Below are 24026 nucleotides of genomic sequence, written 5' to 3' on the forward strand. Positions count from 1 at the left end.
GCCAAAGCGAGCTGGCTGCCGTAGATGGGGGTGCTATTTTTTTTATTAGCTGATAACGACCTTGTACTGTTTAAGCCATAGATTGACTTGATACAAATAAGCAAACAGCTGCGGTCCCGACATAAGCTGGCCAAACCAAGGAATGTTGGACTTCGCAGAATCGGACTCGGCAAGCTCCCGAACCTTCTGCACATTAATTAATGGAAGCAGGGGAGAGCTGGGGTCGTTCAGCACATCTAACAGCAGTCCTTTGACTGCGGCCAAATAGTTCGGATTATGCGTTTTGGGGTAGGGGCTTTTTTTTCGAGTCAAAACGTCTTCAGGGAGTACGCCGCGCAGTGCTTTACGCAAAATACCTTTTTCACGATCGCCTGACGTTTTGATTTCCCAAGGGATGTTCCATACATACTCGACTAAGCGATGGTCACAGAAAGGAACGCGCACCTCAAGTCCTGCAGCCATACTCATTCGGTCCTTGCGATCCAGCAGTGTGGGCATGAAACGGGTAATGTTCAAATATGACATTTGTCGCATCTTTCGAAGCTGCTCATTTTCGCCATCAAGATGAGGAACCTCGCTAATGGCCTCGGCGTAGCGGTCACCGATGTAATCCAAAGGTTTTATCCATGCCGCAACATCGGGAGCAAGCAGCTCAGCACGCATAGCGGATGCGAGTGACCAAGGGAAGGTGTTTGCATTCAGCGCCTCTTCACGATGAAACCAAGGATAGCCGCCAAAAATTTCATCAGCGGCCTCTCCGGATATCGCTACGGTGGCATTCTTCTTAATTTCATGGCAGAAAAGCAGCAAGGAGGCATCGACATCAGCCATGCCAGGCAAATCTCTGGCGAGAGTTGCAGCATCTAATGCGCCAGCGAGCTCAGGTGTATCGAATTGGATCGGATGATGAATGGTGCCGAGATGGGTGGTCATTCTCTCAATCCATGGGGCATCACTGTTCGGCTGGAAGGCATGTGCCTTGAAATGCTTGTCATTATCCGTGTAATCCACGGAATACGTATGAACATTTCCTTGCCCATTATCGTTGTAGTATTGGACTGCAAGCGTCGTTAAGGCACTGGAATCAAGACCGCCAGACAACAAGGTGCATACGGGAACGTCGGAGACGAGCTGCCGCTCGACTGTATCCTTCAGCAGATCCCGCACATGCTCAGCGGTTTCTTCGATATTTTGCTCATGGGGGGTACTCTTAAGCTCCCAATACGTAATTGTTTTTACGCCTGAACGATTGACGGTTATACAGCGACCGGGTTTCAGCTCGGAAATTTGTTTGTAAACACCATGGCCAGGTGTGCGAGCAGGTCCAAGAATGAATACCTCGGCAAGTCCCTCCGCGCCTACCTCAGGCTTTACTGCGGGATGGGCGAGAATAGCTTTTTGCTCCGATCCAAAAATAAATAAACCGTCCTGCGTGCTGAAGAAAAGCGGCTTTACACCTAATCGATCACGTGCGAGGAACAGCTCTTGCTCTGCAACATCCCATATTGCAAAAGCAAATATGCCATTAAATCGCTCAACACATGATTTTCCCCACTCCATAAAAGCGACTAGCAGTACTTCCGTGTCGCAGCTTGTCGTAAAGGCTCGACCTCTGCTCTCTAATTCCTTGCGAAGCTGGGGTGCATTATACAATTCCCCGTTATATACGATGATAAATTTGTCATCGCCAGAATGGCGAATCATCGGTTGAGCCCCGTTCTCCGGATCAATAACGGATAAACGCCGATGGCCTAAAGCGCAATGCGCTGATATCCACGTGCCGGAAGCGTCGGGACCGCGCGGTGCAAGGGTGTCTGTCATCATCTCTAAGCTTTCACTATGCTTAGTCAGATCACGGTTCCAATCGATCCAGCCGGTAATTCCACACATCGATCTCATTCCTCTCTTTTGCTGGTCTCAAAGTAGCGATAATATCAGTTATATGCGGAAAAAGGGATAAAATGTCTGTCCAATAGGGGATGATAAGGAAGGCTGTAAAAAGTTAAGCACGCAGGAAAGGAGCATGCATTTAATGAGCGAAATGGAAGCAGGCGAGGAACGCAAGTCATATTATGTATCCGTTCAAGCTGGACAAATATTAGAGGATCCCGAGGCGGCCGCCTATGAGCTGGAAGTAAGCTTAAATGAGGAGGAGCATATTAAGCTGCGGGAGCTGTTTGACGAGCTGTCGAGCATGGATGAAGCAGAGATGTTCCATTTCTCCAAGCATCCGTTTGGCGGGGCTAGCGACAGCCAGATGAATGTGGGCTCTGACGAGTTGATTCAGCTGGTGTACAAAAAGCTGTATGAGCACGGCACGGAAACGACAAAGCGGCATATCGAGACGATGCAGATTCTTTAGCGTTGATAGCCATATAGAGAGGATGCTTCAGTAACGAAATAATTGCTGAGCATCTTTTTTTTATTTTAAATATCGCCCTCTTAAACTTGCCGTATCTTGTAACTAGCTAAACTATTAAACTGGCGCAAAAAATGATATACTTCTACAAAAAAATAGTGGAGGCTTTTTCTTTTGCAAAAGTTGGTTTTTTTCGTCGGAGTAGCAGGCACAGGCAAGACAACGGTAGCTAGAAAACTGGCGGACCGCATTCCAGCTGCATTTCTGGATCGGGATACGATAGGCGGCAGATTTGTAGAAGCGATTTTAGAGCTCAATGGCCTAGATAAGAGAGATCGTGATTCGGAATATTACAAGAAGAATTTGCGTGATTTGGAATACGATACAGCTAAGGATGTTTGTATTGAGAACCTCGCGGCAGGTCAAAACGTATTTATGATTTCTCCGTTTACAGTGGAGCTTAAAAATAAGCAGTGGATAGAAGAGGTTGCCCAGTCGGCTGGCTTGACCCTGCAGATGGTAGATGTGAGGGTTGTAGTTGTTACGCTTTCGGATATGGAGCTGCAGAAGAATCGCATCGTAGGTCGTCAGACGGAGCGCGATCAATGGAAGCTAAGCAACTGGGGCGACTTTGAGAAACGGATTGAATTCGTGCCGCAAATCAACTGGGACATTCCGAGTTCCTCGGTGTTCATATTTGATAACAGCGGTGAGCTCACAGAGGAGAAAGCAGAGCAATTATATCATTTTGTGGGTGGTAAGCAGACGAGTATGTCCGTTTAATACTGTCGAATTTTCTGAGAGTAGGAAGGGTGGCTTCATGCGGCGAAAAACCGATGGAGCTGCCCTTTTTTTGAAAATATAGGAAAGAATAAGTTTCATACTGCCATTAGAAGCGGGAACAAATGCGATTCTAATGCCGCGCAAGTACTAGCTTGAATTTTTGACGACTGCCGCCTTCTGAACCATTTGGAATTGTTTCCTCTTGAGGTACAAAGCCAAACTTTTGATATAACTTTCTCGCAGGCCTTCCATCAACAATATCATCACCAAATGTAGTGACGGTTACTTCAGCCGGGATGTTAACACGTTTTAATATAAACCTCATTAGTTCCGCTGCTATCCCTTTGTTTCTCGCTCGAGACGAAACTGCTAGCCATCCAATCTTGTAGCTTGGGGCATTTGCTGACGAAAATAAGACGCCGCCGAGTAAGGGGGAGCCTGGAGAACCATCGTTTTCCCTCACGCAAAATGCACTACATTGATTAATATTTTTCTCTATTGCCTGAATGAAGTTTGGGTCATTTATCATTGGTCCAAAGAGGTATTCAACTTCAGAAGCTAATTTCAACCATTCGTTCAAATCCTCTTTTGTTGCGTTTACAACTTTCATTATAAGAGCTCCTTTTAAAAGAAAGAGAAATGTTTTTTTATGCTAATAAAGCAGTCTTAATATTACTACAAATTGAGTTACCTGCCCGTGAGCTCGATAGGTGCTTTCCTATCATCATATTCATTCTCTTTGTTACAACTAACCTAGAACTAATTCTCCAACAGTTCTCGACAGGGTTCTCCAACTAACCAACTACGGTGCTATCCTGCACTTTAGCAGGATAGCAGCCGCTTTATCGAACTCCCACGTATCTATGTTGCACTCCAGCACTATAGAGTGCCTGACAGGTGCGTCATGAGCTGAAATTAGTCTATTTTAATGCGTATGTGCAGGATAGGCAGCTCGGTGAGGCTGAAAAGCATGAAGTTACTGCAAATGTGCAGGATAGGCTGTACATTTGCGGTAGAACGGAGGCTCGTGCGCTAAGCGTAAGCGAAGTTGCTAATAACTCGTCGTTTGACTGTTTCAGCGCGATCTGGCCTGTTCGTGGTGCATCTATATGGAATTTCCAGCTCCAATTATTGTTGGTGGAGTTTTATTTCGCTCTTGCATAAGAACGTATGTTTGGTGTAATATAAGAACAAACATTCGCATCGAGGTGATGGTCATGATTCAAAATTATATTGGCCGTACTGTTCAAATCATATATAACGACCGCAATCGCAAAATTTCTATTCGAACCATTGAGGTTCGCGCTGTACGTGATAGTAAAGTTAAGGCGTTCTGTTTAGACGCTAACGCGCCGCGTACTTTTAACATCGAACAGATCATAGATGTAGAGTTAGTGAAGCAGCGTGCTGGGTGATGCAGCGCCTGACCGATATGTGAAAAAAATCAAAGCCTATCTTATCCAAGCGCAGTCTCAACTTGACCCACGAATAAGAAAAACCCGCAAATCCCATAATAGATAAGGGGTTTGCGGGTTTATGTAAATCATTAAAATGATCTAGTTTAATTCTTATGGCGTCCCGGAAGAGATTCGAACTCCCGACCGACGCCTTAGAAGGGCGTTGCTCTATCCAGCTGAGCTACCGGGACACAAGAAATAATATAGCACATATGATTATTTTATTGCAAGCCCTTTTTGTAAATTAAACTCATTTTTATGTAAATTACAATTTATGTAGGGCTGATCATCGACATTTGTTTTTTCTTTTGTTCTAACATGGTATAATCGAACGCAAGATTGAACAAATCATCAAACGGCGTGACCATAAGGCGGTGTTATCATTACAACTCCCAACGACACACAAGGCGACAGCAAGGATAACGTTTACTTGTTCCCTAGCATGCTGGACCATTATCAGGTACAGTTAACCCGTATGCTAGAGGCGGAGCAATACGGGGAGGCCAAGGAGTTGCTGCGCTTTTTGCTGCAATGCCAGGGCGAGGATGCGCGCCATTATGAAGAGTGGGACAGCCTTCTAACATGGCTCGACATGGCTTTTCCTGAAGATGGAAATGGTGAAGGCGGCGTTGGATTTGTTTTGGCCAAGCAGGAAAGGGAAGAGGACGAGGCAGCTATTCGCGAGCAGCTTCTAAATCCGCCTGATCAGGATGAGGCTTATGTGAACCAAGTGCTCTACATCATGCAAAATCATCCGATGATCGATCAGCAAATTCTTGCCCTTGAACGTGCTGCATATATTCAATCGCCGGATTTGGATGATTCCATCAAGAATTGGCTCGTAACCGGACAGGTTCACCCGGTCGTTCAGTTCAAGGCACTCCAGTGCTTGCGTAAGCGAGGTGCTACTGGAGCACTCGTTCTAGATAGACTAGGAGAGACTGTGGAGCTCGATCTAGTCGCTACGCCGCTTTCTATGGACGATTTTCCTTCACCGGTTAATCGGATATTAGAGAGAACGGAGCAGATAGCCGAGGTTGATGATCCGACTTTACCGCATTTTGCTAGAGAGCTTTGGAAGGAAAGTTTGCAATTTTTGTATGGTACGGCTGCTTATCATTGGATGCTGAGAGAAGACGAGGATACAGTCGATTATTTTGCAGCTGCGCTGCATTTGACGCTGCTTCTAACTGTTTACGGCTCTGCGAACGATGACGATATTCGTGATACATACGGCATTACCGAAGGATTAAGATTCCGTTATGAGCAAGCCTGCAAGGCACTCAGACAGGTTGCTGTACTGCAGCAATCGGGAGATGATGAGCCAGAGTCTTGATAATCTGGCGTAGCTTGTTTATAATAGAATGGTTTATGAAACGTGATTACTACTGAATGCATGAGCATTTTCGGAGGGGAAGGCATAAAATGAAAGCAACTTGGGAAAAAATAGACAAGAACATCGTGTCGATCGACGTGGAGGTTGAAGCGGAGAAAGTCACTGTCGCTCTTGATCAAGCATTTAAGAAAGTCGTTCAAAAAGTAAATGTACCTGGATTCCGTAAAGGTAAAGTGCCGCGCGGCATTTTTGAATCCCGTTTTGGAATTGAAAGTCTGTATCAGGATGCTATTGATATTCTGCTTCCAGACGCTTATTCCGATGCAATTAAAGAGCATGATCTTGAGCCGGTTGACCGTCCTGAGATCGATGTTGAGCAATTTGCAAAAGGCGAGAACTTCAAGTTCAAAGCAAAAGTTATCGTTAAGCCAGAAGTTACGCTTGGCGAATACAAGGGCCTAGAAGTTGAAGCAGTTGTATCCGAAGTTGCTGAAGATGAAATCGCAGCTGAACTTGAGCGTTTGCAGCAGCGTCATGCTGAGCTTTCCGTTATTGAGGAAGGTCCTGCACAAGACGGCGACATCACAGTTATCGATTTTGATGGCTATGTAGACGGCGAAGCGTTTGAAGGTGGAGGCGGTGAGCGCTATTCACTAGAGCTTGGTTCGAATTCGTTCATCCCAGGTTTCGAAGAGCAAGTGGTTGGCATGCAAATCGGCGACTTCAAGGATATTGACATCACTTTCCCTGAAACTTACCATGCAGAGCATCTAGCTGGTAAGCCTGCTGTATTTAAAGTTAAGCTGCATGAAATTAAACGCAAAAGTCTTCCAGCGTTGGATGATGAGTTTGCTAAAGACGTAAGCGAGTTCGATACGCTTGAAGAGTACAAGAAGGATCTTGCAGACAAGTTGAAAGTGCGCAAGGATCAAGAAGCTGAGCAAGCACTCGAAATTGCTGTAGTTGATAAAGCTACTGCTGCTGCAGACGTTGAAATTCCTGAGCCGATGATCGTTACTGAAACAGATTATATGATCAAGGATTTCGAAAGCCGTCTTAAAATGCAAGGTATGGACATGGCTTTGTACTTCCAATTCTCCGGTCAAAGCGAGTCTGTACTTCGTGATCAAATGCGCACGGATGCAGAAAAACGCGTTCGCAACAACCTTGTGCTTGATGCAATTGCTAAAGCTGAAGGCATCGTTGCAAATGACGAGGACTTGAACGAAGAGCTTGAGAAGCTGTCCAAATCATACAACCGTCCATCGGAAGAGCTTCGTGCAATTTTTGAACAAAATGGCAACATCAACAGTATTAAAGAAGATATTTCGCTTCGCAAAACAATTAAGTTTTTGCTTGATAACAGCAAAACTGCATAAGTTGTACCATAAGCATAATTTAATAAAAGCTTGACTCAAGGCAAGGCACGTCATTGGTACGTGCCTTGTTTTGACCCTACATATGGAAATGTGCTCGTCTTGGAGAGTAATCTCCGTACATATCGAACGGCCGGCGTCGTATACTGTTAGTACTTGGAAAAATGACATCATTACGATGACGTGTTACAATAAGTAAGTAACCTAAGCCATAAATGAAAAGAGGTTGGTCGCATGAATCTGGTACCGATCGTAGTCGAACAAACGAATCGCGGGGAACGTTCTTACGATATTTACTCCCGTTTGCTGAAGGACCGTATTATTTTCCTTGGGAGCGCAATTGATGATGACGTAGCAAACTCCATCATTGCACAGCTGCTGTTTCTGGCGGCCGACGATCCAGAGAAAGACATTCATTTGTACATTAACTCACCTGGCGGCTCCGTGACTGCAGGAATGGGTATATTTGATACGATGCAATATATTAAGCCTGAGGTGTCCACCATTTGCATGGGAATGGCAGCAAGCATGGGCTCTCTTCTTCTTACTGCGGGCGCGAAGGGCAAGCGTTTTGCACTTCCTAATGCAGAAGTAATGATTCACCAACCGCTAGGTGGAGTTCGTGGCCAAGCGTCTGATATTAAGATTCATGCGGATTGGATTTTGAAAACAAAACAAAAGCTAAATCAAATTTACGTAGATCGCACCGGCCAGCCTTATGAAAAAATCGACCGCGATACCGACCGTGACAATTTCATGAGCGCGGAAGAGGCTCTTGCCTACGGTTTGATTGACAAGGTGATTACAGCACCGGTATCGACGATTTAATCGAAGGGGTGATTACATGTTTAAATTCAACGACGAAAAAGGACAGTTAAAATGTTCATTCTGCGGCAAGTCGCAGGAACAAGTACGTAAATTGGTTGCCGGTCCCGGCGTCTATATATGTGATGAATGTATCGAGCTGTGTACCGAAATTGTTGAGGAAGAACTCGGCAATGAGGAAGAGCTTGATCTTAAGGATATTCCGAAACCGAAAGATATCCGTGCTATTTTGGATTCTTATGTTATCGGTCAAGAATTTGCGAAAAAATCGTTGTCTGTAGCGGTATACAATCATTACAAACGAATTAATTCCGGCAGCAAAATTGAAGACGTTGAATTGCAAAAGAGTAACATTCTACTGCTTGGTCCTACTGGATCAGGTAAAACGCTACTCGCTCAAACGATGGCGAAAATTTTGAATGTTCCTTTTGCTATAGCTGATGCAACTTCGCTTACCGAAGCGGGTTATGTTGGTGAGGATGTTGAAAATATTTTGCTTAAGCTCATTCAAGCAGCAGACTATGACGTGGAGAAGGCTGAGCGCGGTATTATTTATATCGATGAGATCGATAAAGTAGCCCGCAAATCAGAAAATCCGTCGATCACGCGCGATGTTTCTGGCGAGGGTGTACAGCAAGCACTATTGAAAATTCTTGAAGGCACGGTAGCTTCCGTTCCGCCACAAGGTGGACGCAAGCATCCGCACCAAGAGTTCATTCAAATCGACACGACGAACATTTTGTTCATTTGCGGCGGCGCGTTTGACGGGCTGGAGTCATTGATCAAACGTCGTATCGGCAAGAAAGTAATTGGATTCAGCTCTGCAGGCGAAATGCAGAAGGATTTGAAAGCTGGCGAGTATCTGACGATGGTGCTGCCTGAGGATCTGCTGAAGTTTGGGCTTATTCCTGAATTTGTGGGACGCTTGCCAATCATTTCAACTTTGGAGCCGCTTGATGAGCCAGCACTCGTTCGGATCTTGTCTGAGCCGAAGAACGCGCTTGTTAAGCAGTATCAGAAGCTGCTTGAAATGGATAATGTGAAGCTGGATTTCGAGCCTGCTGCTCTTGATGCTATCGCTAAGGAAGCGATCAAGCGCAATACAGGCGCACGGGGCCTGCGTGCCATTATCGAAAGCATCATGCTTGAAGTTATGTATGAGGTTCCATCACGCGATGATCTGAGTACATGCCTGATTACTGAGCAAACGGTTCAAGAGAAAATCATGCCTGAGCTTACGACGAAGAAGAGCAAGAAGAAGGAAGAAAGCGCGTAAGCTAGCGCTCAAATATAAGCGGCTATAGATCAAACCTCTAGCTTATCTTATATTTCACCGCGAAGCGACTTGCCGCCACCAGTTGAACGGCGGCATTCGTTTACGCTTGACTACCGTCATTGTTTCCACCCAGCCGTGCGGTTTTTACCGCCAGTCAAAGGGTGGACTTTGACGTTCATGGGAGAGATAAACTTATGTACTTACGTCAAGATACGGTAGCGGTCAAAGTCGGCAATCTTACAATCGGCGGCAGTAATGAAGTTCTTATTCAAAGTATGTGTACGACCAAGACCGCTGATGTGGATGCGACAGTCGCTGAGATATTGCGTCTTGAAGAAGCAGGCTGTCAGCTTGTAAGGGTTACGGTTAACAACAAGGAAGCAGCAGAAGCTATTAAAGAAATTAAAAAACGCATTCATATTCCGCTCGTTGCGGATATTCATTTTGACTATCGTTTGGCTCTTCTCGCAATTGAGAACGGGATTGACAAGGTTCGGATTAATCCGGGCAATATCGGTCGTCGTGAGCGGATAGAGGCTGTTGTAAAGGCGTGCAAGGAAAAAGGCATCCCTATTCGAATCGGCGTTAATGCAGGCTCGCTCGAAAATCATTTATTAGAGAAGTACGGCTATCCAACGCCTGAAGCAATGGTAGAGAGTGCACTTTTTCATATTGGTATTTTGGAGGAGCTGGATTTCCATGATATCATCGTGTCGCTCAAAGCGTCTGATGTTCCGATGGCGATAGCGGCTTACTCGATGGCAGCAAAAGTAATCAAGTATCCGCTCCACCTTGGTATTACAGAAGCAGGCACACTGCATACGGGTACGATCAAGAGCTCGGCAGGCATAGGCGCCTTGCTTGCGCTTGGCATAGGGAATACACTACGTATTAGTCTTAGTGCAGATACAGTGGAAGAAGTTAAAGTGGCTCGCGAGCTGCTCAAAACATTCGGCTTAATCACAAATGCAGCTACGCTCGTATCCTGCCCGACCTGCGGTAGATTGGATATTGATCTATTCTCGATTGCAAACGAGGTAGAAGATTATATTGCGAAGATCAAGGTTCCGATCAAGGTCTCTGTACTAGGCTGTGCGGTCAACGGTCCTGGTGAGGCCCGTGAGGCTGATATCGGCATTGCAGGAGCAAGAGGCGAGGGTATGCTCTTCCGCTACGGTGAGCTGATCCGTAAGGTGCCTGAGGCTGAGCTGCTGGATGAACTGAAGAAGGAAATAGATGAAATCGTGCGAGTATTTGAAGCGACCGGCGAAATTCCTGGCCGCAAGCATCATACGCCGGCTTAATCGATAAAGAGGTTAATTAACATCTAATTTAGATGTTGGTTAGCCTCTTTTTTGTTTGCCTATAACTGAAAGAGCTCGCATAGATGCTAGCATCATGCATAGTTTTCAGAAAATAAGGGAAAATAATGATTACAAAGTTCTTTATGTGCGGATCGCTAAGGGGGGAGAGCGAATGTGGAGAAGATCAGTCTGAATCAGCTTGGATCTATGATCATACTGTTTTTAATCGGAAGCTCCTCTTTGTTTTTACTGGCTAGCGATGCAGGTAAGGATGCGTGGATTGCTGTATTTGTAGGTATGTTAATTGGCTTGGTATTGTTAGGGGCTGTTAATTTAACCTTGTATCGATTGATGCCGGAGCTAAATCTGGTTGAAATGATATTTGAATTGTTGGGGAAGCCAATAGGATACATAATCTCTTTTTCTTATGTCGTTTATTTTTGCTATAAAGCTATTCGCAATGTAAGAGAATTTGGAGATTTGATGATTATGTATTTGCTGCCTGAAACACCATTGGCGGCGTTGATGCTGCTTATTTGTGCGATCGCAGCCTTTACTGTATTTCATGGTATTGATGTTTTTTTTCGTATGGCGGAGGCAATTCTGCCGATCATCGTCGGCATTTATATTTTATTTTTTGTACTAATTGCTGTTTCAGGCTTGCTTCATTTTCAGAACCTGACCCCTATAATGGACGCAGGCTTTGGACCGATCTGGGATGCCGCCTTTCCGGAGCTCATATCCTTTCCATTTGGCGAGCTAGTTCTGTTCTTGATGTTTTGGAAGTATGTCGCGAAATCGAAGGGCTTAATGAGTCTGAGCTTGAAAAGTTATTTTTTTGCGGGCTGCTTTATTACGCTAACGAATGTGATTATTTTTGCGGGTCTGGGGAACATTTCCACCACAGTAAGCATTCCGCTTATGCAGCTGACCAGCCATATTGAAGTTTTTCAGTTCTTAGATCGTATCGACTCATTTGTAGCATTACAGCTTTTTACAGGTGTGTTTTTTAAGCTGACGGCGTATTATTTTGGTGCTGTATTAGCACTCTCGTATTTAATAAAATTTAAGCGGAAGTACAATATTATATTAATTGGGGCTGCGATTTTCATTGGGTCCTTCGTATTTAGAAGCTACATGGAGCAAGTGCGAATTGGCTTTCAGCTTAATGTGAAATATCATTTTCCAATCTTCCAAATGCTACTTCCGCTGCTGCTGCTTTTATTGGCCATTATGAAAAAGAGAAGAAGTGAGAAGGTGCTTTTGGAATGAACAAGCAGATCGATATCGAAATGGATTCAACTAAAAATAATGAAAAGCTCTTATCCACGGATTTGGAGCAAAATTTAAAAATGGTAACGGATGAGCTCGGGACTGAGCCGGATATCGTTATTCGGCAGCTGCATCTCTACAAAGACAGCAAAGCGGCTTTGCTTTATATTGCTGGAATGGCGGATTCCAATGCCGTTAATTTACTTGTGATGAGCATGATTTCAGAGCCTTCACCTCTTTGCGGCGATAGGGCAGAAGAAGAGGAGACACCCTTTCAGACCCTAATGTATCGCTCTATAGCCATCGGCGGTGTGTTGAAGCTCAATCGTATAAGCGAAGTATTGCTTTCGATGCTTGAAGGAAATTCGGTTATATTGCTGGACGGCTTTAATGAGGCGCTAATCGCTAGTACCACTGGCGGGGAAAAACGTTCGGTGGAGGAATCGAGCACACAAACCGTCGTTCGCGGCCCTAAGGAAGGCTTTACCGAAAGTTTACATACGAACACAACGCTCATTCGAAAAAAAATTAAATCGGCTAATTTGCGTTTCGAGTATATGATCATCGGTCATCAAACCAAAACAACAATAGCGGTTGCATATATGAAGGGTATTGTAGTTGAGAGCGTCGTACAGGAAGTGCACAAAAGGCTAAAGTCAATCGATACGGACAGCATCCTTGAGAGTGGATATATTGAAGAGTTTATTCAGGATACGACCTTCACTCCATTTCCGCTGCTTCAAAACTCTGAGCGTCCTGATGCAGTTGCTGCAGGGCTGCTGGAGGGACAGGTAGCTATTATTGTTGATGGCACACCTTTCGTTCTGCTGGCGCCCGTAACGTTCGTTCGTTTTTTTCAGTCCAGTGAGGATTATTATCAGCGATACGATATTGCAACCTTTTTGCGAATTATTCGATTTGGTTCTTTTTTTGCCTCCATGCTGCTGCCGTCGCTCTACATTGCGATTACGACCTTCCATCAGGAAATGCTCCCGACACCGCTTTTAATAAGCATTGCTGCACAAAGAGAAGGTGTGCCTTTTCCTGCGTTAGTTGAAGCCATGCTTATGGAGATTACCTTCGAGGTTTTGCGGGAGGCTGGGGTAAGGATGCCGAGGATTATCGGTCCTGCCATATCGATCGTTGGTGCTCTTGTGCTCGGTCAATCTGCGGTTCAAGCAGGCTTGGTGTCTGCTGCGATGGTCATCGTGGTATCCTTTACGGCTATTGCAAGCTTCGTCATTCCGGCTGTTAATATGGGGACGGCAGCTCGCCTCATTCGTTTTGTGCTGATGATTCTAGCTGGCAGCTTCGGTGTATTTGGCATATTGGCTGGGCTGATGATTCTTCTTACACATTTGTCGGCGCTGCGCTCCTTTGGTGTTCCGTATTTAACTCCTATAGCGCCGCTCGTGCCTGGAAATTTAAAGGATGTATTTATAAGAGTTCCGTGGTGGGCCATGAGCAAGCGTCCATCGAGCGCTAAAATGAAGGGCAGCAGGCGTCAAGGTCAGCCTAGCAGTGTCGCTGACATGCAGGGCGACTCTGAGGAAGGCAGTGATGTATTGTGAAGCCAAGTCTCTCCAGCCTTCAAGCTGTGGCGATCGTCGTGAATACGATTTTACCCACTGGTTTTTTGTTGCTCCCGAGCTACATTATTCAAATATCAAAGCAGGATGGATGGATATCGCTGCTGCTGAGCGTCGCTGCTGCGCTATTTTTCGCTTTTGCGATTGGGAGTATAGCTCGCCAAAATGATCAATCGTCACTGCTGGCCTGGCTGGAAGTCCGATTTGGCAAAGTGATAACGACAGTAATTGGACTGTTTTTATGCGGTTATTACTTAATAGTGGCGGCTACAACTATGAGATTTTTTTCTAATTTTTTGTCCGAGCAGATGCTGTATTCTACGCCTCTATTCATGCTGGCTGCAATTATTGCGCTAGTGGGTATCTATATGAGTTCGCAGGGGATTCCCACGCTCGGAAATGTTCATTTTATTGTGCTGGTGCTGGTCTTGATCTTTATGGGAATAAACGCTTTTCTACTATGGAAGCAATTTGATATTAAGCAGTTTCTGCCGATGTTTGAAGCGACGCTAGTTCATCATCTAGCAGCTGGCATTCTTCCTATAAGCTGGCTGTCGGAAATATCCGTACTGCTGCTGTTTGTTCCCTTCTTGAAGAATAAGGAAGCTGCAGTAAAAATTGCGGTGTGGGGCACATTGATCTCCGGTATATTGATTACTTTAATTACAGCGGTCACTTTAGCGGTATTCGGGAAGACAATAATAAGTATATTTACTTATCCTGCATTTGAAATGGTCAGTACGGTAGAGTTCGGAAACTTTGTGGAACGTGTTGATGTGCTGCTGCTCTCAGCGTGGATGGCTTCTATGTTTGCGAAGGTGTCGGTGTTCATGTTCTGTTTCTTCCATCTCGTTACGCAAACCTTTAAAGTCACATCACATATGAGCTTATACATTGCCGGCGGTTTGCTCATCATGGCGACGTCGTTGTACTCTTGGCCAAGCAATATACTGATGGTTAGATATAGCTATACAACGCTTAACTTCTTTCTTTTGTTTAGTAATTACGGTATTTGCTTGTTTATTTGGTGCGGTCTTCTGTTCACGCGTCATAAAGGAAAAACGGAGGGGGCGTAGGTATGAAATGGGAAATTACAGCTCTGAAAATAATGCTAATTCTGTTGTGCTCCGCCTCTCTATCAGGCTGCTGGAACAGAATTGAGCTTGATGAGCTTGCCATTACATCCGCAACCTCGATTGATCGGAAGGGGGACGATTGGGTCGTCTCCTTTCAAGTTGTTATTCCCTCCTCCATTTCCTCGGGAATTGGGATAACGGGCGGAGGCGCAGGCGCGCCTATAAATGTCTATTCTACTGTTGGCAAAACAATAAGGGACGCGAACTCCAAAAGTTTTTTCGAGAGTCCTCGAAAGCTTTATTTTGCTCATAACAGAGTCATCATTGTTAGTGAGGAAACAGCTAGACGCGGTATGAACCCGATTTTTGACGTCTATTTGCGTAATTCGGACGCTCGGGAAACGGTCAATGTATTGGTTACGCCAGGAAGCTCGCGAAAGATATTGGAGCAGATGATGCAGCTTCGTAAAATTTCGGGTGATGCGATAAGGGAAATCAATATGTTAGAGGCGGAGGAAGCGTCTGTGCTTCCGGTGGTGAAGATGTATCAGCTAGCGATGAATCTTACGAGTGATTCTGCGAGTGCATTGCTTCCGGAAGTTTTTATTGCAGGAAATTCGGATGCCTCCTCTTTGAAAGTGTTTGAGAGCACGACGTTGCCGGCAAAAGTGAAATTAGGCAGGGTAGCTGTACTCAAGAAGGATAGAATGGTTGGCTGGCTATCCCGCGAAGAAGCGCTTGGTGTAGCTTTTATTAAAAATGATGTCAAAAAAACGACCTTAACCTTTGGTTGCCCGAACGACAGCACTAAGCATGTAACTGCATTGCTAGATACATCCAGAACCAAGCTTATTCCAACGTTAAAGGATGGGAAAATTAGCGTGAAGGTTGATATTAAAGGCAAAACAGAATTGACACAGTCGGATTGTTCTGCTGTCGATTACTATAAGCCGGAGGTTATATCTGAGCTGGAGAAGGCAGCAGAGCAGGATATCATTCGATATACAGAAGCGGGCTGGAAGGCGGTTCAAAGGCTGAATACAGATGCGGTTGGCTTTGCGGACTTGGCGCATCGCAAGTATCGCAAGCAATGGCAAACATGGAAGCAGGATTGGGATGCCGTATTTTCGGAAATTGAAATTAAAGTAGCCGCGGACATTAAAATGTCTAACGTGGGTCTTGCCAATCAACCGATAAATATGAAAAAAATACAGGAAAGTCAATAGCAGGGGGTGCGGCTTGAATTTCACAATGGTGGCCATCGCATTGGCGCTGATCGGGTCTTTATGGCTTGGGATGAAGCCGTTATTGAAAAAAGGTCAGCTTCGGTCAAGTATTCTCTATGCTGTAATGGTGGTTTGGTCGTTTTATATAGCTGTATCCAATTATTTTGACTGGTCAACCTATTCTTTGATTTCACTGGTCAGCTTTTTATTCGCACCAATCAATCGTTTCATTAACCTAATAAGCTTTCTGGATTAACGGATTTGCTTCATGAAAAATAACCGCGATAACGGTTATTACCGGTTTATAGAGGCAATACTATCAAGTATGCATGCTTATTACGGATAGGTTGCTTATTTAAATTACGGCTATTGCCGTTTACGCTTGAAAGGAGCGAGTTGCTAATGAATTTTAGCGTTATATTGATGTTGATTCAAGTGTTTTTTGCTGTTGTAATTGGCTTGTATTTCTGGAATTTGCTGCGCAATCAGAAGACGAACCGCTCTGCTGTCGATCGTGAGTCTCGTAAGGAGATGGACAAGCTTCGCAAGCTGAGAAGCATATCGCTCACTAAGCCGCTCGCCGAGAAAACTAGGCCGCAGTCGATGCAGGACATCGTAGGGCAGCTTGATGGACTGCGTGCGCTCAAGGCGGCACTGTGCAGTGCAAACCCTCAGCATGTTATCATATATGGTCCTCCGGGCGTAGGGAAGACTGCAGCGGCTCGTGTCGTGCTGGAGGAGGCAAAAAAAAATCCGACCTCTCCGTTTTTGCCGGAAGCCAAATTTACGGAAATCGATGCAACTACTGCACGTTTTGACGAGCGAGGGATAGCTGATCCGCTTATCGGATCGGTCCATGATCCCATTTATCAGGGCGCTGGCGCCATGGGAGTGGCTGGCATACCTCAACCTAAGGCAGGTGCTGTGACAAAAGCGCACGGCGGTATTTTATTTATCGATGAAATCGGGGAATTGCATCCGGTACAGATGAATAAATTGTTAAAGGTGCTGGAGGATCGCAAAGTGTTTCTCGAGAGCGCCTATTATAATTCGGAGGACGCCAATATTCCGGTGTATATTCATGATATTTTTCAAAATGGCTTGCCTGCCGATTTTCGGCTGGTCGGAGCAACGACACGTTCACCGCAGGAAATTCCGCCTGCCATCCGTTCACGCTGCATGGAGGTGTTTTTCCGTCCCTTGCTTGCAGTGGAAATTGGTTTAGTAGCAGAAAATGCGGTCAAAAAAATTGGTTTTGCACCATGTCCAGAGGCGATTGAGGTTGTCAAACGATATGCGACCAATGGTCGTGAGGCGGTAAATGTCATTCAACTCTCTGCTGGTGTTGCTTTATCAGAAAAGCGTGATACGATAACTGCTGGCGACATCGAGTGGGTTGTAAATAGCAGTCAAATTCCGCCCCGTCCTGACCGCAAGGTACCGGAGGCTCCGCAAATTGGTTTCGTGAACGGACTTGCCGTGTATGGGCCCAATATGGGAACGCTGCTCGAAATTGAAGTGAGCGCCATCCCTGCTGCTGTCGGGAAAGGCCAATTTACGATTACTGGCGTTGTGGATGAGGAAGAGCTGGGCGGTGGTTCACGGACGCTAAGAAGGAAGAGCATGGCCAAGGGTTCTGTAGAAAATGTGCTGACTGTATTAAGACGTGTAGGCCTGAATACGCAGGACTTTGATTTGCATATCAACTTTCCTGGCGGTACACCGATTGATGGTCCTTCTGCCGGCATTGCTATGGCAACAGCGATCACCTCGGCAATTAAAGGCATACCCATTGACAATACGCTGGCGATGACCGGCGAAGTGGGTATTCATGGGAACGTAAAGCCTGTGGGCGGCGTATTAGCTAAGGTAGAGGCTGCTTTCCAAGCGGGTGCGAAGACTGTTATTATACCTAGAGAGAACTGGCAGGCGATCTTCGCTGATTTAGAAGGCCTCAAGGTAATTCCGGTTGAGAAGGTAGAGGAAGTGTTTAAATATGTGTTTCCAGGGGAAGAAGTGTCCCGCGTTCATATGGAAGCGCCATTTGGAACCGATCTTTTTATCGCTTCTGCCGTTCCATATTTGCAGGCTGATTCCGTAGAATGATAAACTAGGGTAGATGTTAACATTTGGAGGTGCTGGTGTGGGACCTAATAAATCGAAAGGTCGTCGGCTGCCCTTGCTTCCGCTTAGAGGGCTGCTCGTTTATCCCAGCATGGTGCTGCACCTTGATGTGGGTAGGGACAAATCGGTTCGGGCGCTAGAGCGCGCGATGGTCGAAGATCATATGATATTGCTTTGTTCACAGTCTGAGGTGAATATTGAGGAGCCGACAGAGGAAGATATTTATAAAGTTGGCACCATCGCAAAGGTAAGACAGATGCTGAAGCTGCCTAATGGCACCATCCGCGTGCTGGTGGAGGGCGTTAGTCGCGCAGAAATTTTGAGCTATTTGCCTAATGATGAGTTTTATGAAGTGTCAGTAAAGGAATTGCCGGAGCAGGAAACGGATGCTCCTGAGGTTGATGCGCTTATGCGTTCTGTACTCAGTCAATTTGAGCATTATATTTCATTGTCCAAAAAGGTCACACCGGAAACCTATGCGGCTGTGTCAGATATCGATGAGCCAGGACGGCTTGCAGATGTGATTACCAGCCATTTGTCGCTCAAAATCAAAGATAAGCAGGATATTCTTGAAACCGTCGAGGTTGGTGAACGACTGGAGAGACTGCTCGATATTTTGAATAATGAGCGCGAGGTGCTTGAGCTTGAGCGCAAAATAAACCAACGCGTCAAGAAGCAAATGGAAAAAACGCAGAAGGAATATTATTTGCGGGAGCAAATGAAAGCGATCCAGAAGGAGCTTGGTGAGAAGGAAGGCCGCGCCGGCGAGGTAGAAGAGTTAAGAGCGCAGCTGGCTGAAGCAGGCGTGCCTGAGCTGGTAAAGGAAAAGCTCGAGAAAGAAATCGATCGTCTTGAGAAAATGCCTTCAACTTCAGCAGAGGGTGGTGTTATTCGCAACTATATCGACTGGCTGCTATCTTTGCCATGGAATAAGACGACGAATGACGACTTAAGCCTCAGCAAGGCGGAAGCGATTCTTAACGATGATCATTACGGCCTGGAGAAACCGAAGGAGCGGGTGCTGGAATATTTGGCAGTGCAGCAGCTCGTCAAGCAATTGAAGGGACCTATTCTCTGCTTGGTTGGGCCTCCAGGAGTCGGGAAGACGTCGCTTGCGCGTTCGATTGCCAAGTCGCTCGGCCGTAAATTTGTTCGTATTTCACTCGGGGGCGTTCGTGATGAAGCTGAAATTCGAGGTCATCGTCGGACTTACGTAGGTGCAATGCCGGGCAGAATTATTCAGGGGATGAAGACGGCTGGCTCTTTGAACCCTGTATTTCTTCTTGATGAAATTGATAAAATGGCCCAGGACTTCCGTGGAGATCCGGCATCGGCGCTGTTAGAGGTGCTCGATCCGGAGCAAAACAATACGTTCAGCGATCATTTTGTCGAGGTTCCTTTCGATTTGTCCAACGTAATGTTCGTAACGACTGCCAACGCGATGCACAATATTCCTCGTCCGCTCCTTGATCGGATGGAGGTATTGTACATTCCTGGTTATACGGAGCTTGAGAAGCTGCAAATCGGTAAAAGATATTTGCTGCCGAAGCAGAAGAGAGAGCACGGCTTGACCGAGGAGCAGCTTAACGTTTCAGAAGAAGTGCTGCTGCAGCTCGTCAGGGAGTATACTAGGGAGTCAGGCGTTCGGAATTTGGAGCAGCAAATTGCGGCGGTATGCCGGAAGGCAGCGAAACACTTTGTCTCGCAGGAGCAGCAGGAAACGGTGGAGCCGCTGCTTTTAACTAGTGAGAAGCTTCAGGAGTTTCTAGGACCTGCGAAGTTCCGACATGGCCTTGCTGAGAGTGAAAACCAGATCGGTGCAGTTACGGGACTCGCATGGACTGAGGTGGGCGGCGATACGTTAGTTATCGAAGTAACGATAATGCCGGGTAGCGGAAAGCTAACGTTAACTGGTAAACTAGGTGATGTCATGAAGGAATCCGCTCAAGCAGCATTCAGCTATACGCGCTCGAGGGCAATTGAGCTCGGTGTTGACCCCGGCTTCCACGAGAAAAACGATATTCATATTCATATTCCCGAGGGCGCAATACCGAAGGACGGACCATCGGCTGGCATTACCATTGCAACAGCGCTTATTTCTGCTCTTACGAACCGCTATGTGAACAAGGAAGTAGCGATGACTGGAGAAATAACACTTAGAGGACGAGTGCTGCCGATCGGCGGTTTGAAGGAAAAATCGCTCGCCGCGCATCGTGCAGGTATTCGTACCATACTGTTGCCGAAAGACAATGAACGGGATCTACGGGATATTCCCGATAGCGTACGTAATGAAATGCGATTTTTTCCTGTCAGTCATATGGATGAAGTGCTGCAGCATGCGTTGCTTCCGATTCAAACGGAGGAGAAGGCAGGTACATCGATATTATGAAAATTACAGATACTCAGTTTGTCATCAGTGCAGTTAAGCCTCATCAATACCCAGAGGACGGCTTGCCAGAGATTGCTCTGGCAGGACGTTCGAATGTTGGAAAATCTTCATTGATTAATAAACTGATTTTACGCAAAAACTTAGCAAGAACAAGCTCGCAGCCAGGCAAGACGCAGCAGCTTAACTACTACCGCGTCAACGATCTCATTTATTTAGTAGACTTTCCAGGCTATGGCTATGCTAAGGTGTCTAAGACGCAGCGTGTCCAATTTGGTGAGATGATCGAGCGTTATCTTCGCGATCGCAAACCTCTCAAGCTGCAGCTGCTCATTATCGACATTCGCCATGAGCCCTCGGAGCAGGATCAGCAAATGTACAAATGGCTCAAGCATTACGATATTCCAACCTGTATCGTTGTGACGAAGGCGGACAAAATTCCAAAGACCAAATGGGACAAGCATATTAAAATGATTAAGACGACGCTAGAGACTAATTCGCGCGATACCGTCGTATTATTTTCCTCTGAATCAGGGCTTGGGCGCGAGCAGCTTTGGGAGGTTATTACCGAGGCTATAGCTACATGAGGTAGCTAGTGCAGGAAAAAGCAGAGGATACAGTGTAAAAGTCGGTGTTCCTCGTGAATTTTTCCGTTATATTGTGGAATATGCGAGAATATCGAGGATGGAGAGCAGGAATAAAGTGCTCGGATCACGTATAATATATTTAAGCAACAAGACCAAAGCGTGCAAGTTCAAAGAATTGAGGAGATTTTTATGGCTAAGCGGCTAGCCACAGAGTATGTAAATGCCAAACTGCAGTTGACGAATGAAGAGATGGCTGAGTTTATCCGTTTATTTGAAGAGCAGCAAATTCACCTTCAGGTGTTAGTGCTCGATAACGGAAATCAGGAGCTCGTTCTCGAAGATGTGGCAGGGAGGGAAGAAGTCCGACTGACCTTTGAACGTCAAAACCAATATTATGTTTGCGTAATGTCTTGCCGTCTTGTGCAACCGAGGCTGACCAATGCCATGCGAAAAGCAATATCTGCTTTCCGCGGCAACGCGATCGTCAACCGAATCTACAGTCATTATACGATGATCTATCATTATAAGAATGGTTCCGTCCACCAAATTGTTGAAAGCTCCAAGACGGGCGACCGTGTCGTATTTGAGTTTAAGGATACACTCGGTCAACTGGAGAGAGTGTTCCGCAGTCGTTTAATTGAACGTGAGATTGGCTTGCTTGGCAGTGCGGTTAACGAACTGCTTGATCTTCGCAATCAAACATCAGATGCTGTGGAAATTAGCAAAATCGATGAGCGATTATCGGATTTGACGCACAAGCTTTTCGTTCTTGAAGCTTAATTGAGAATGAGAATAGAAATGATTAAAGGAGCCGCAGCAGCGGCTCCTTTTTTTTTCTGTATAGGAAACTATGCATTCCCTGAAGCTGTTGATAACGATGCTGCACCAGCAGCCGGAGAGCGGATAACGAAAGCTAACGGAAACCAGGGACGCTAAAGTTCCATTTTTGGTTAGCTTCACATTTTAACGGAAGAGGGAGACGCTATTCCGCAGAAATGAAGCGAGATCCGGCATGCAGGGTACAAATAGAGGCCTGTGTTTCCGTTAGAATCTTAAAATGAACAATAAAGGCGATTTAGCGGCTGTGGTTTCCGTTAGAAGTGTGAGCTGATGTGTCTGTGATTTCCAATTACCTGTAAGGGTGATTTTGTTCTTTTGAGAATAGTGCAACAAATTGGACTGATTTGCTGTTAGTTATAACAAGGCAGAGAAACTAGACACCGTAAGGAGATGGATGATGATGGAGCATGCTAAACGATTCAAGTATTTCGCAATCGGAATATCCTTTGCGATTGCTTTATCTTTGACGGCCTGCAGCAATGAGGAGGCGGACGTAACGCCGCCAGCATCGGAGACAGTGCAGCCAAGCCATTCGCCAAGCACAGAGCCTCCTGGGGCTCCTGAAGCTACTGCTGAGCCTAGCAAGGGGGCAGAGAATACTGCGGGAGACCCAGCGAGCGCCCCCGATGAAGTCAGCCAATTGATTAGCTCGATTTATAAGCTGTCGAAGGAAGGCAAGGTAGCAGGCAGTGATTATGCCGCGCATACCGCACTTTTTGATGAGATAGAGAAGAAGTGGGGGAAAGCTGATTCGAATGAGTCGGCGGGCAAAGGGATATACGCAACGTACGAAGATAGAGGAATTACGTTCGGGTACAACAAAGGGATGATTGTGTTTGATGTAAGATCCTACGCAGACGAGCTTCAGTCCATTACACTGAAGGAACTAGAGATCGCTTTAGGCTCTGCGGATGAAATATTGGCAAATGGCACGGATGATATTTTCACCTATCAAGTGAGCGAGCAATATAAGCTGAAGTTTGTCATTCCTAAGGCAACGGGCAAGGTTGATCACATCTCTGTCTATAGCGATGCTGACGCTAAAAATAATATGGCTGGGTAAGTAAAGGCGCTGTTACAGGATAAGCTTACCTGTCATAAATTAAAGACGGAGCTAAATTTTATGGCAAATGACCATTAACAAGGTGAAACGGCTGTCGCCATCCATATGGCGGTGGCGCGTTTCATTCCGGAGAAATATAGAGAAAGCGTGGCGAAGTGATATGCTTTCCTATATTTCAAGGTGAAACGGCTGTCGCCATCCATATGGCGTTGGCGCGTTTCATTCCGGAGAAATATAGAGAAAGCATGGCGAAGTGATATGCTTTCCTATATTTCAAGGTGAAACGGCTGTTGCCGTTCTTATCTATTCACAAGAATTATCTCGCAATAATATAGGCGGATTATAAATGTGAAACGTATAATTTCCTAGTATAAAAAAAATAACTGTTGCAATTATCTCGGATAGATGTTATTTTTATTCTCGTTGAAAACATTGTTGAAAGCATTGTTTACGACAATAATAGGAACCAGGATTCACTCAGGACATAGTTATGTTGCGAGAGATTAATCCCTCGAGAAGTGAATGACGTAGGTCCTAGCGGATGAAATTTTTCAAACATTTTATTCCTAGGAAGGGGGAACCGGAAGATGGAATACTCAACTTTCGGAAGACACGTTGCTGTTGATACTTGGGGTGTAGATTTTGACTTGTTGAACAGCGCTGAATTTTTGCAATCACATATGGTAGAGGCTGCTGAAGCATGTGGTGCTACTGTAATGTCAGTTCAAGCGAAACAATTTGATCCTCAAGGCGCAACTGTGCTCGTGCTGCTGTCGGAGAGTCACCTCTCGATTCATACGTATCCTGAGAGAGGCTTTGCCGCGCTGGACTGTTATACCTGCGGTGAAACTGTTGATCCTCAGCTTGCGATTGATTACATGCTAGCTGTACTGAAGCCAAAAGCGACATACGCGAAGAAGCTTGTACGCGGTATGGGCGAACTGCAAGTAGAAGAACCGAAAATGAAACAAACTGAGCTCGTATAGGAGCCTTAAAACTTATCGTCATAGCGAAATAACCATGGATTCTATCCATGGTTATTTCTTTGCATGAAAGGGAATAATATGATTGTACTTTTCAAATATTATTCATAAATGAACATTATCTGAATGTCGAACTATGCTATAATTATCGATGACATCAATGG

Annotated in this window: 22 protein-coding genes and 1 tRNA gene; 20 read left to right on the forward strand and 3 right to left on the reverse strand. The window is 45.6% G+C overall.

Annotation, left to right across the window (positions count from 1 at the left end):
• Positions 1 to 45: 45 nt before the first annotated feature.
• Positions 46 to 1890 (reverse strand): asparagine synthase (glutamine-hydrolyzing), encoded by a 1845-nt coding sequence (gene asnB, locus MHI37_RS08755; protein WP_076339101.1) that lies wholly within the window; start codon positions 1888 to 1890, stop codon positions 46 to 48.
• Positions 1891 to 2032: 142 nt separating this feature from the next.
• Between asnB and MHI37_RS08760 the strand changes: the two genes are divergently transcribed.
• The gene (locus MHI37_RS08760; protein ID WP_256710669.1) at positions 2033 to 2362 is read left to right on the forward strand and encodes a hypothetical protein; all 330 of its coding nucleotides are present in this window, start codon (positions 2033 to 2035) and stop codon (positions 2360 to 2362) included.
• A gap of 171 nt (positions 2363 to 2533) precedes the next feature.
• Positions 2534 to 3142, forward strand: a complete 609-nt coding sequence (locus MHI37_RS08765; RefSeq protein WP_076339099.1) for an AAA family ATPase — start codon at positions 2534 to 2536, stop codon at positions 3140 to 3142.
• Positions 3143 to 3272: 130 nt separating this feature from the next.
• Here MHI37_RS08765 and MHI37_RS08770 read toward each other — a convergent pair whose 3' ends face one another.
• Positions 3273 to 3752 carry a GNAT family N-acetyltransferase gene (locus tag MHI37_RS08770; RefSeq protein ID WP_076339098.1) on the reverse strand — a complete coding sequence of 160 codons (480 nt, stop codon included), beginning with the start codon at positions 3750 to 3752 and terminating at the stop codon, positions 3273 to 3275.
• A 607-nt stretch (positions 3753 to 4359) separates the two neighbouring features.
• Between MHI37_RS08770 and MHI37_RS08775 the strand changes: the two genes are divergently transcribed.
• A complete protein-coding gene (locus tag MHI37_RS08775) occupies positions 4360 to 4557 on the forward strand; it encodes a hypothetical protein (protein ID WP_076339096.1) in 198 nt (65 codons plus the stop codon).
• Positions 4558 to 4713: 156 nt separating this feature from the next.
• Here the strand turns inward: MHI37_RS08775 and MHI37_RS08780 are convergent.
• Positions 4714 to 4790 (reverse strand) — tRNA-Arg (locus tag MHI37_RS08780).
• Positions 4791 to 5029: 239 nt separating this feature from the next.
• Here MHI37_RS08780 and MHI37_RS08785 point away from each other — a divergent pair.
• The 17 genes from MHI37_RS08785 (at position 5030) to speD (ending at position 23865) form a co-directional block, all read left to right on the forward strand.
• A complete protein-coding gene (locus MHI37_RS08785) occupies positions 5030 to 5935 on the forward strand; it encodes a hypothetical protein (protein WP_256710668.1) in 906 nt (301 codons plus the stop codon).
• Positions 5936 to 6024: 89 nt separating this feature from the next.
• Positions 6025 to 7314 (forward strand): trigger factor, encoded by a 1290-nt coding sequence (gene tig, locus MHI37_RS08790; RefSeq protein WP_076339095.1) that lies wholly within the window; start codon positions 6025 to 6027, stop codon positions 7312 to 7314.
• Positions 7315 to 7545: 231 nt separating this feature from the next.
• On the forward strand, positions 7546 to 8139 hold the full coding sequence (clpP, locus tag MHI37_RS08795; RefSeq protein WP_053374767.1) for an ATP-dependent Clp endopeptidase proteolytic subunit ClpP: 594 nt from the start codon (positions 7546 to 7548) through the stop codon (positions 8137 to 8139).
• 16 nt (positions 8140 to 8155) lie between these two features.
• Positions 8156 to 9412, forward strand: coding sequence for an ATP-dependent protease ATP-binding subunit ClpX (gene clpX, locus MHI37_RS08800; RefSeq protein ID WP_076339094.1), 1257 nt, complete (start codon positions 8156 to 8158; stop codon positions 9410 to 9412).
• Positions 9413 to 9606: 194 nt separating this feature from the next.
• On the forward strand, positions 9607 to 10716 hold the full coding sequence (gene ispG / locus MHI37_RS08805) for a flavodoxin-dependent (E)-4-hydroxy-3-methylbut-2-enyl-diphosphate synthase (protein ID WP_076339093.1): 1110 nt from the start codon (positions 9607 to 9609) through the stop codon (positions 10714 to 10716).
• A 174-nt stretch (positions 10717 to 10890) separates the two neighbouring features.
• Positions 10891 to 11988, forward strand: a complete 1098-nt coding sequence (locus MHI37_RS08810; protein ID WP_076339092.1) for an endospore germination permease — start codon at positions 10891 to 10893, stop codon at positions 11986 to 11988.
• Positions 11985 to 13559: a spore germination protein gene (locus MHI37_RS08815; protein ID WP_076339091.1), complete on the forward strand. Its 1575-nt coding sequence runs from the start codon at positions 11985 to 11987 to the stop codon at positions 13557 to 13559. The genes MHI37_RS08810 and MHI37_RS08815 overlap by 4 nt, the downstream gene beginning before the upstream one ends.
• Entirely contained in the window at positions 13556 to 14653 is a 1098-nt protein-coding gene (locus MHI37_RS08820) for an endospore germination permease (RefSeq protein WP_076339090.1), read from the forward strand. The genes MHI37_RS08815 and MHI37_RS08820 overlap by 4 nt, the downstream gene beginning before the upstream one ends.
• A 2-nt stretch (positions 14654 to 14655) precedes the next feature.
• Positions 14656 to 15879 carry a Ger(x)C family spore germination protein gene (locus MHI37_RS08825; protein WP_076339089.1) on the forward strand — a complete coding sequence of 408 codons (1224 nt, stop codon included), beginning with the start codon at positions 14656 to 14658 and terminating at the stop codon, positions 15877 to 15879.
• Between the two features lie 13 nt (positions 15880 to 15892).
• Entirely contained in the window at positions 15893 to 16135 is a 243-nt protein-coding gene (locus tag MHI37_RS08830) for a hypothetical protein (RefSeq protein WP_076339088.1), read from the forward strand.
• A 146-nt stretch (positions 16136 to 16281) separates the two neighbouring features.
• On the forward strand, positions 16282 to 17985 hold the full coding sequence (gene lonB, locus MHI37_RS08835; RefSeq protein ID WP_076339087.1) for an ATP-dependent protease LonB: 1704 nt from the start codon (positions 16282 to 16284) through the stop codon (positions 17983 to 17985).
• A gap of 37 nt (positions 17986 to 18022) precedes the next feature.
• Entirely contained in the window at positions 18023 to 20392 is a 2370-nt protein-coding gene (gene lon, locus MHI37_RS08840) for an endopeptidase La (protein ID WP_076339086.1), read from the forward strand.
• On the forward strand, positions 20389 to 20976 hold the full coding sequence (gene yihA / locus MHI37_RS08845; RefSeq protein ID WP_076339085.1) for a ribosome biogenesis GTP-binding protein YihA/YsxC: 588 nt from the start codon (positions 20389 to 20391) through the stop codon (positions 20974 to 20976). Before lon ends, yihA begins: the two co-directional genes overlap by 4 nt.
• A gap of 189 nt (positions 20977 to 21165) precedes the next feature.
• The gene (locus MHI37_RS08850; protein WP_076339084.1) at positions 21166 to 21756 is read left to right on the forward strand and encodes a non-ribosomal peptide synthetase module; all 591 of its coding nucleotides are present in this window, start codon (positions 21166 to 21168) and stop codon (positions 21754 to 21756) included.
• A gap of 6 nt (positions 21757 to 21762) precedes the next feature.
• Positions 21763 to 21912, forward strand: a complete 150-nt coding sequence (locus MHI37_RS08855) for a hypothetical protein (protein ID WP_218638950.1) — start codon at positions 21763 to 21765, stop codon at positions 21910 to 21912.
• A gap of 298 nt (positions 21913 to 22210) precedes the next feature.
• Positions 22211 to 22879, forward strand: coding sequence for a YjgB family protein (locus MHI37_RS08860; protein WP_083676486.1), 669 nt, complete (start codon positions 22211 to 22213; stop codon positions 22877 to 22879).
• Between the two features lie 587 nt (positions 22880 to 23466).
• On the forward strand, positions 23467 to 23865 hold the full coding sequence (gene speD, locus MHI37_RS08865) for an adenosylmethionine decarboxylase (protein WP_076339082.1): 399 nt from the start codon (positions 23467 to 23469) through the stop codon (positions 23863 to 23865).
• The last annotated feature ends 161 nt before the right edge of the window (positions 23866 to 24026 follow it).

This window comes from Paenibacillus sp. FSL H8-0548, assembly GCF_038630985.1.
GTDB lineage: Bacteria > Bacillota > Bacilli > Paenibacillales > Paenibacillaceae > Pristimantibacillus.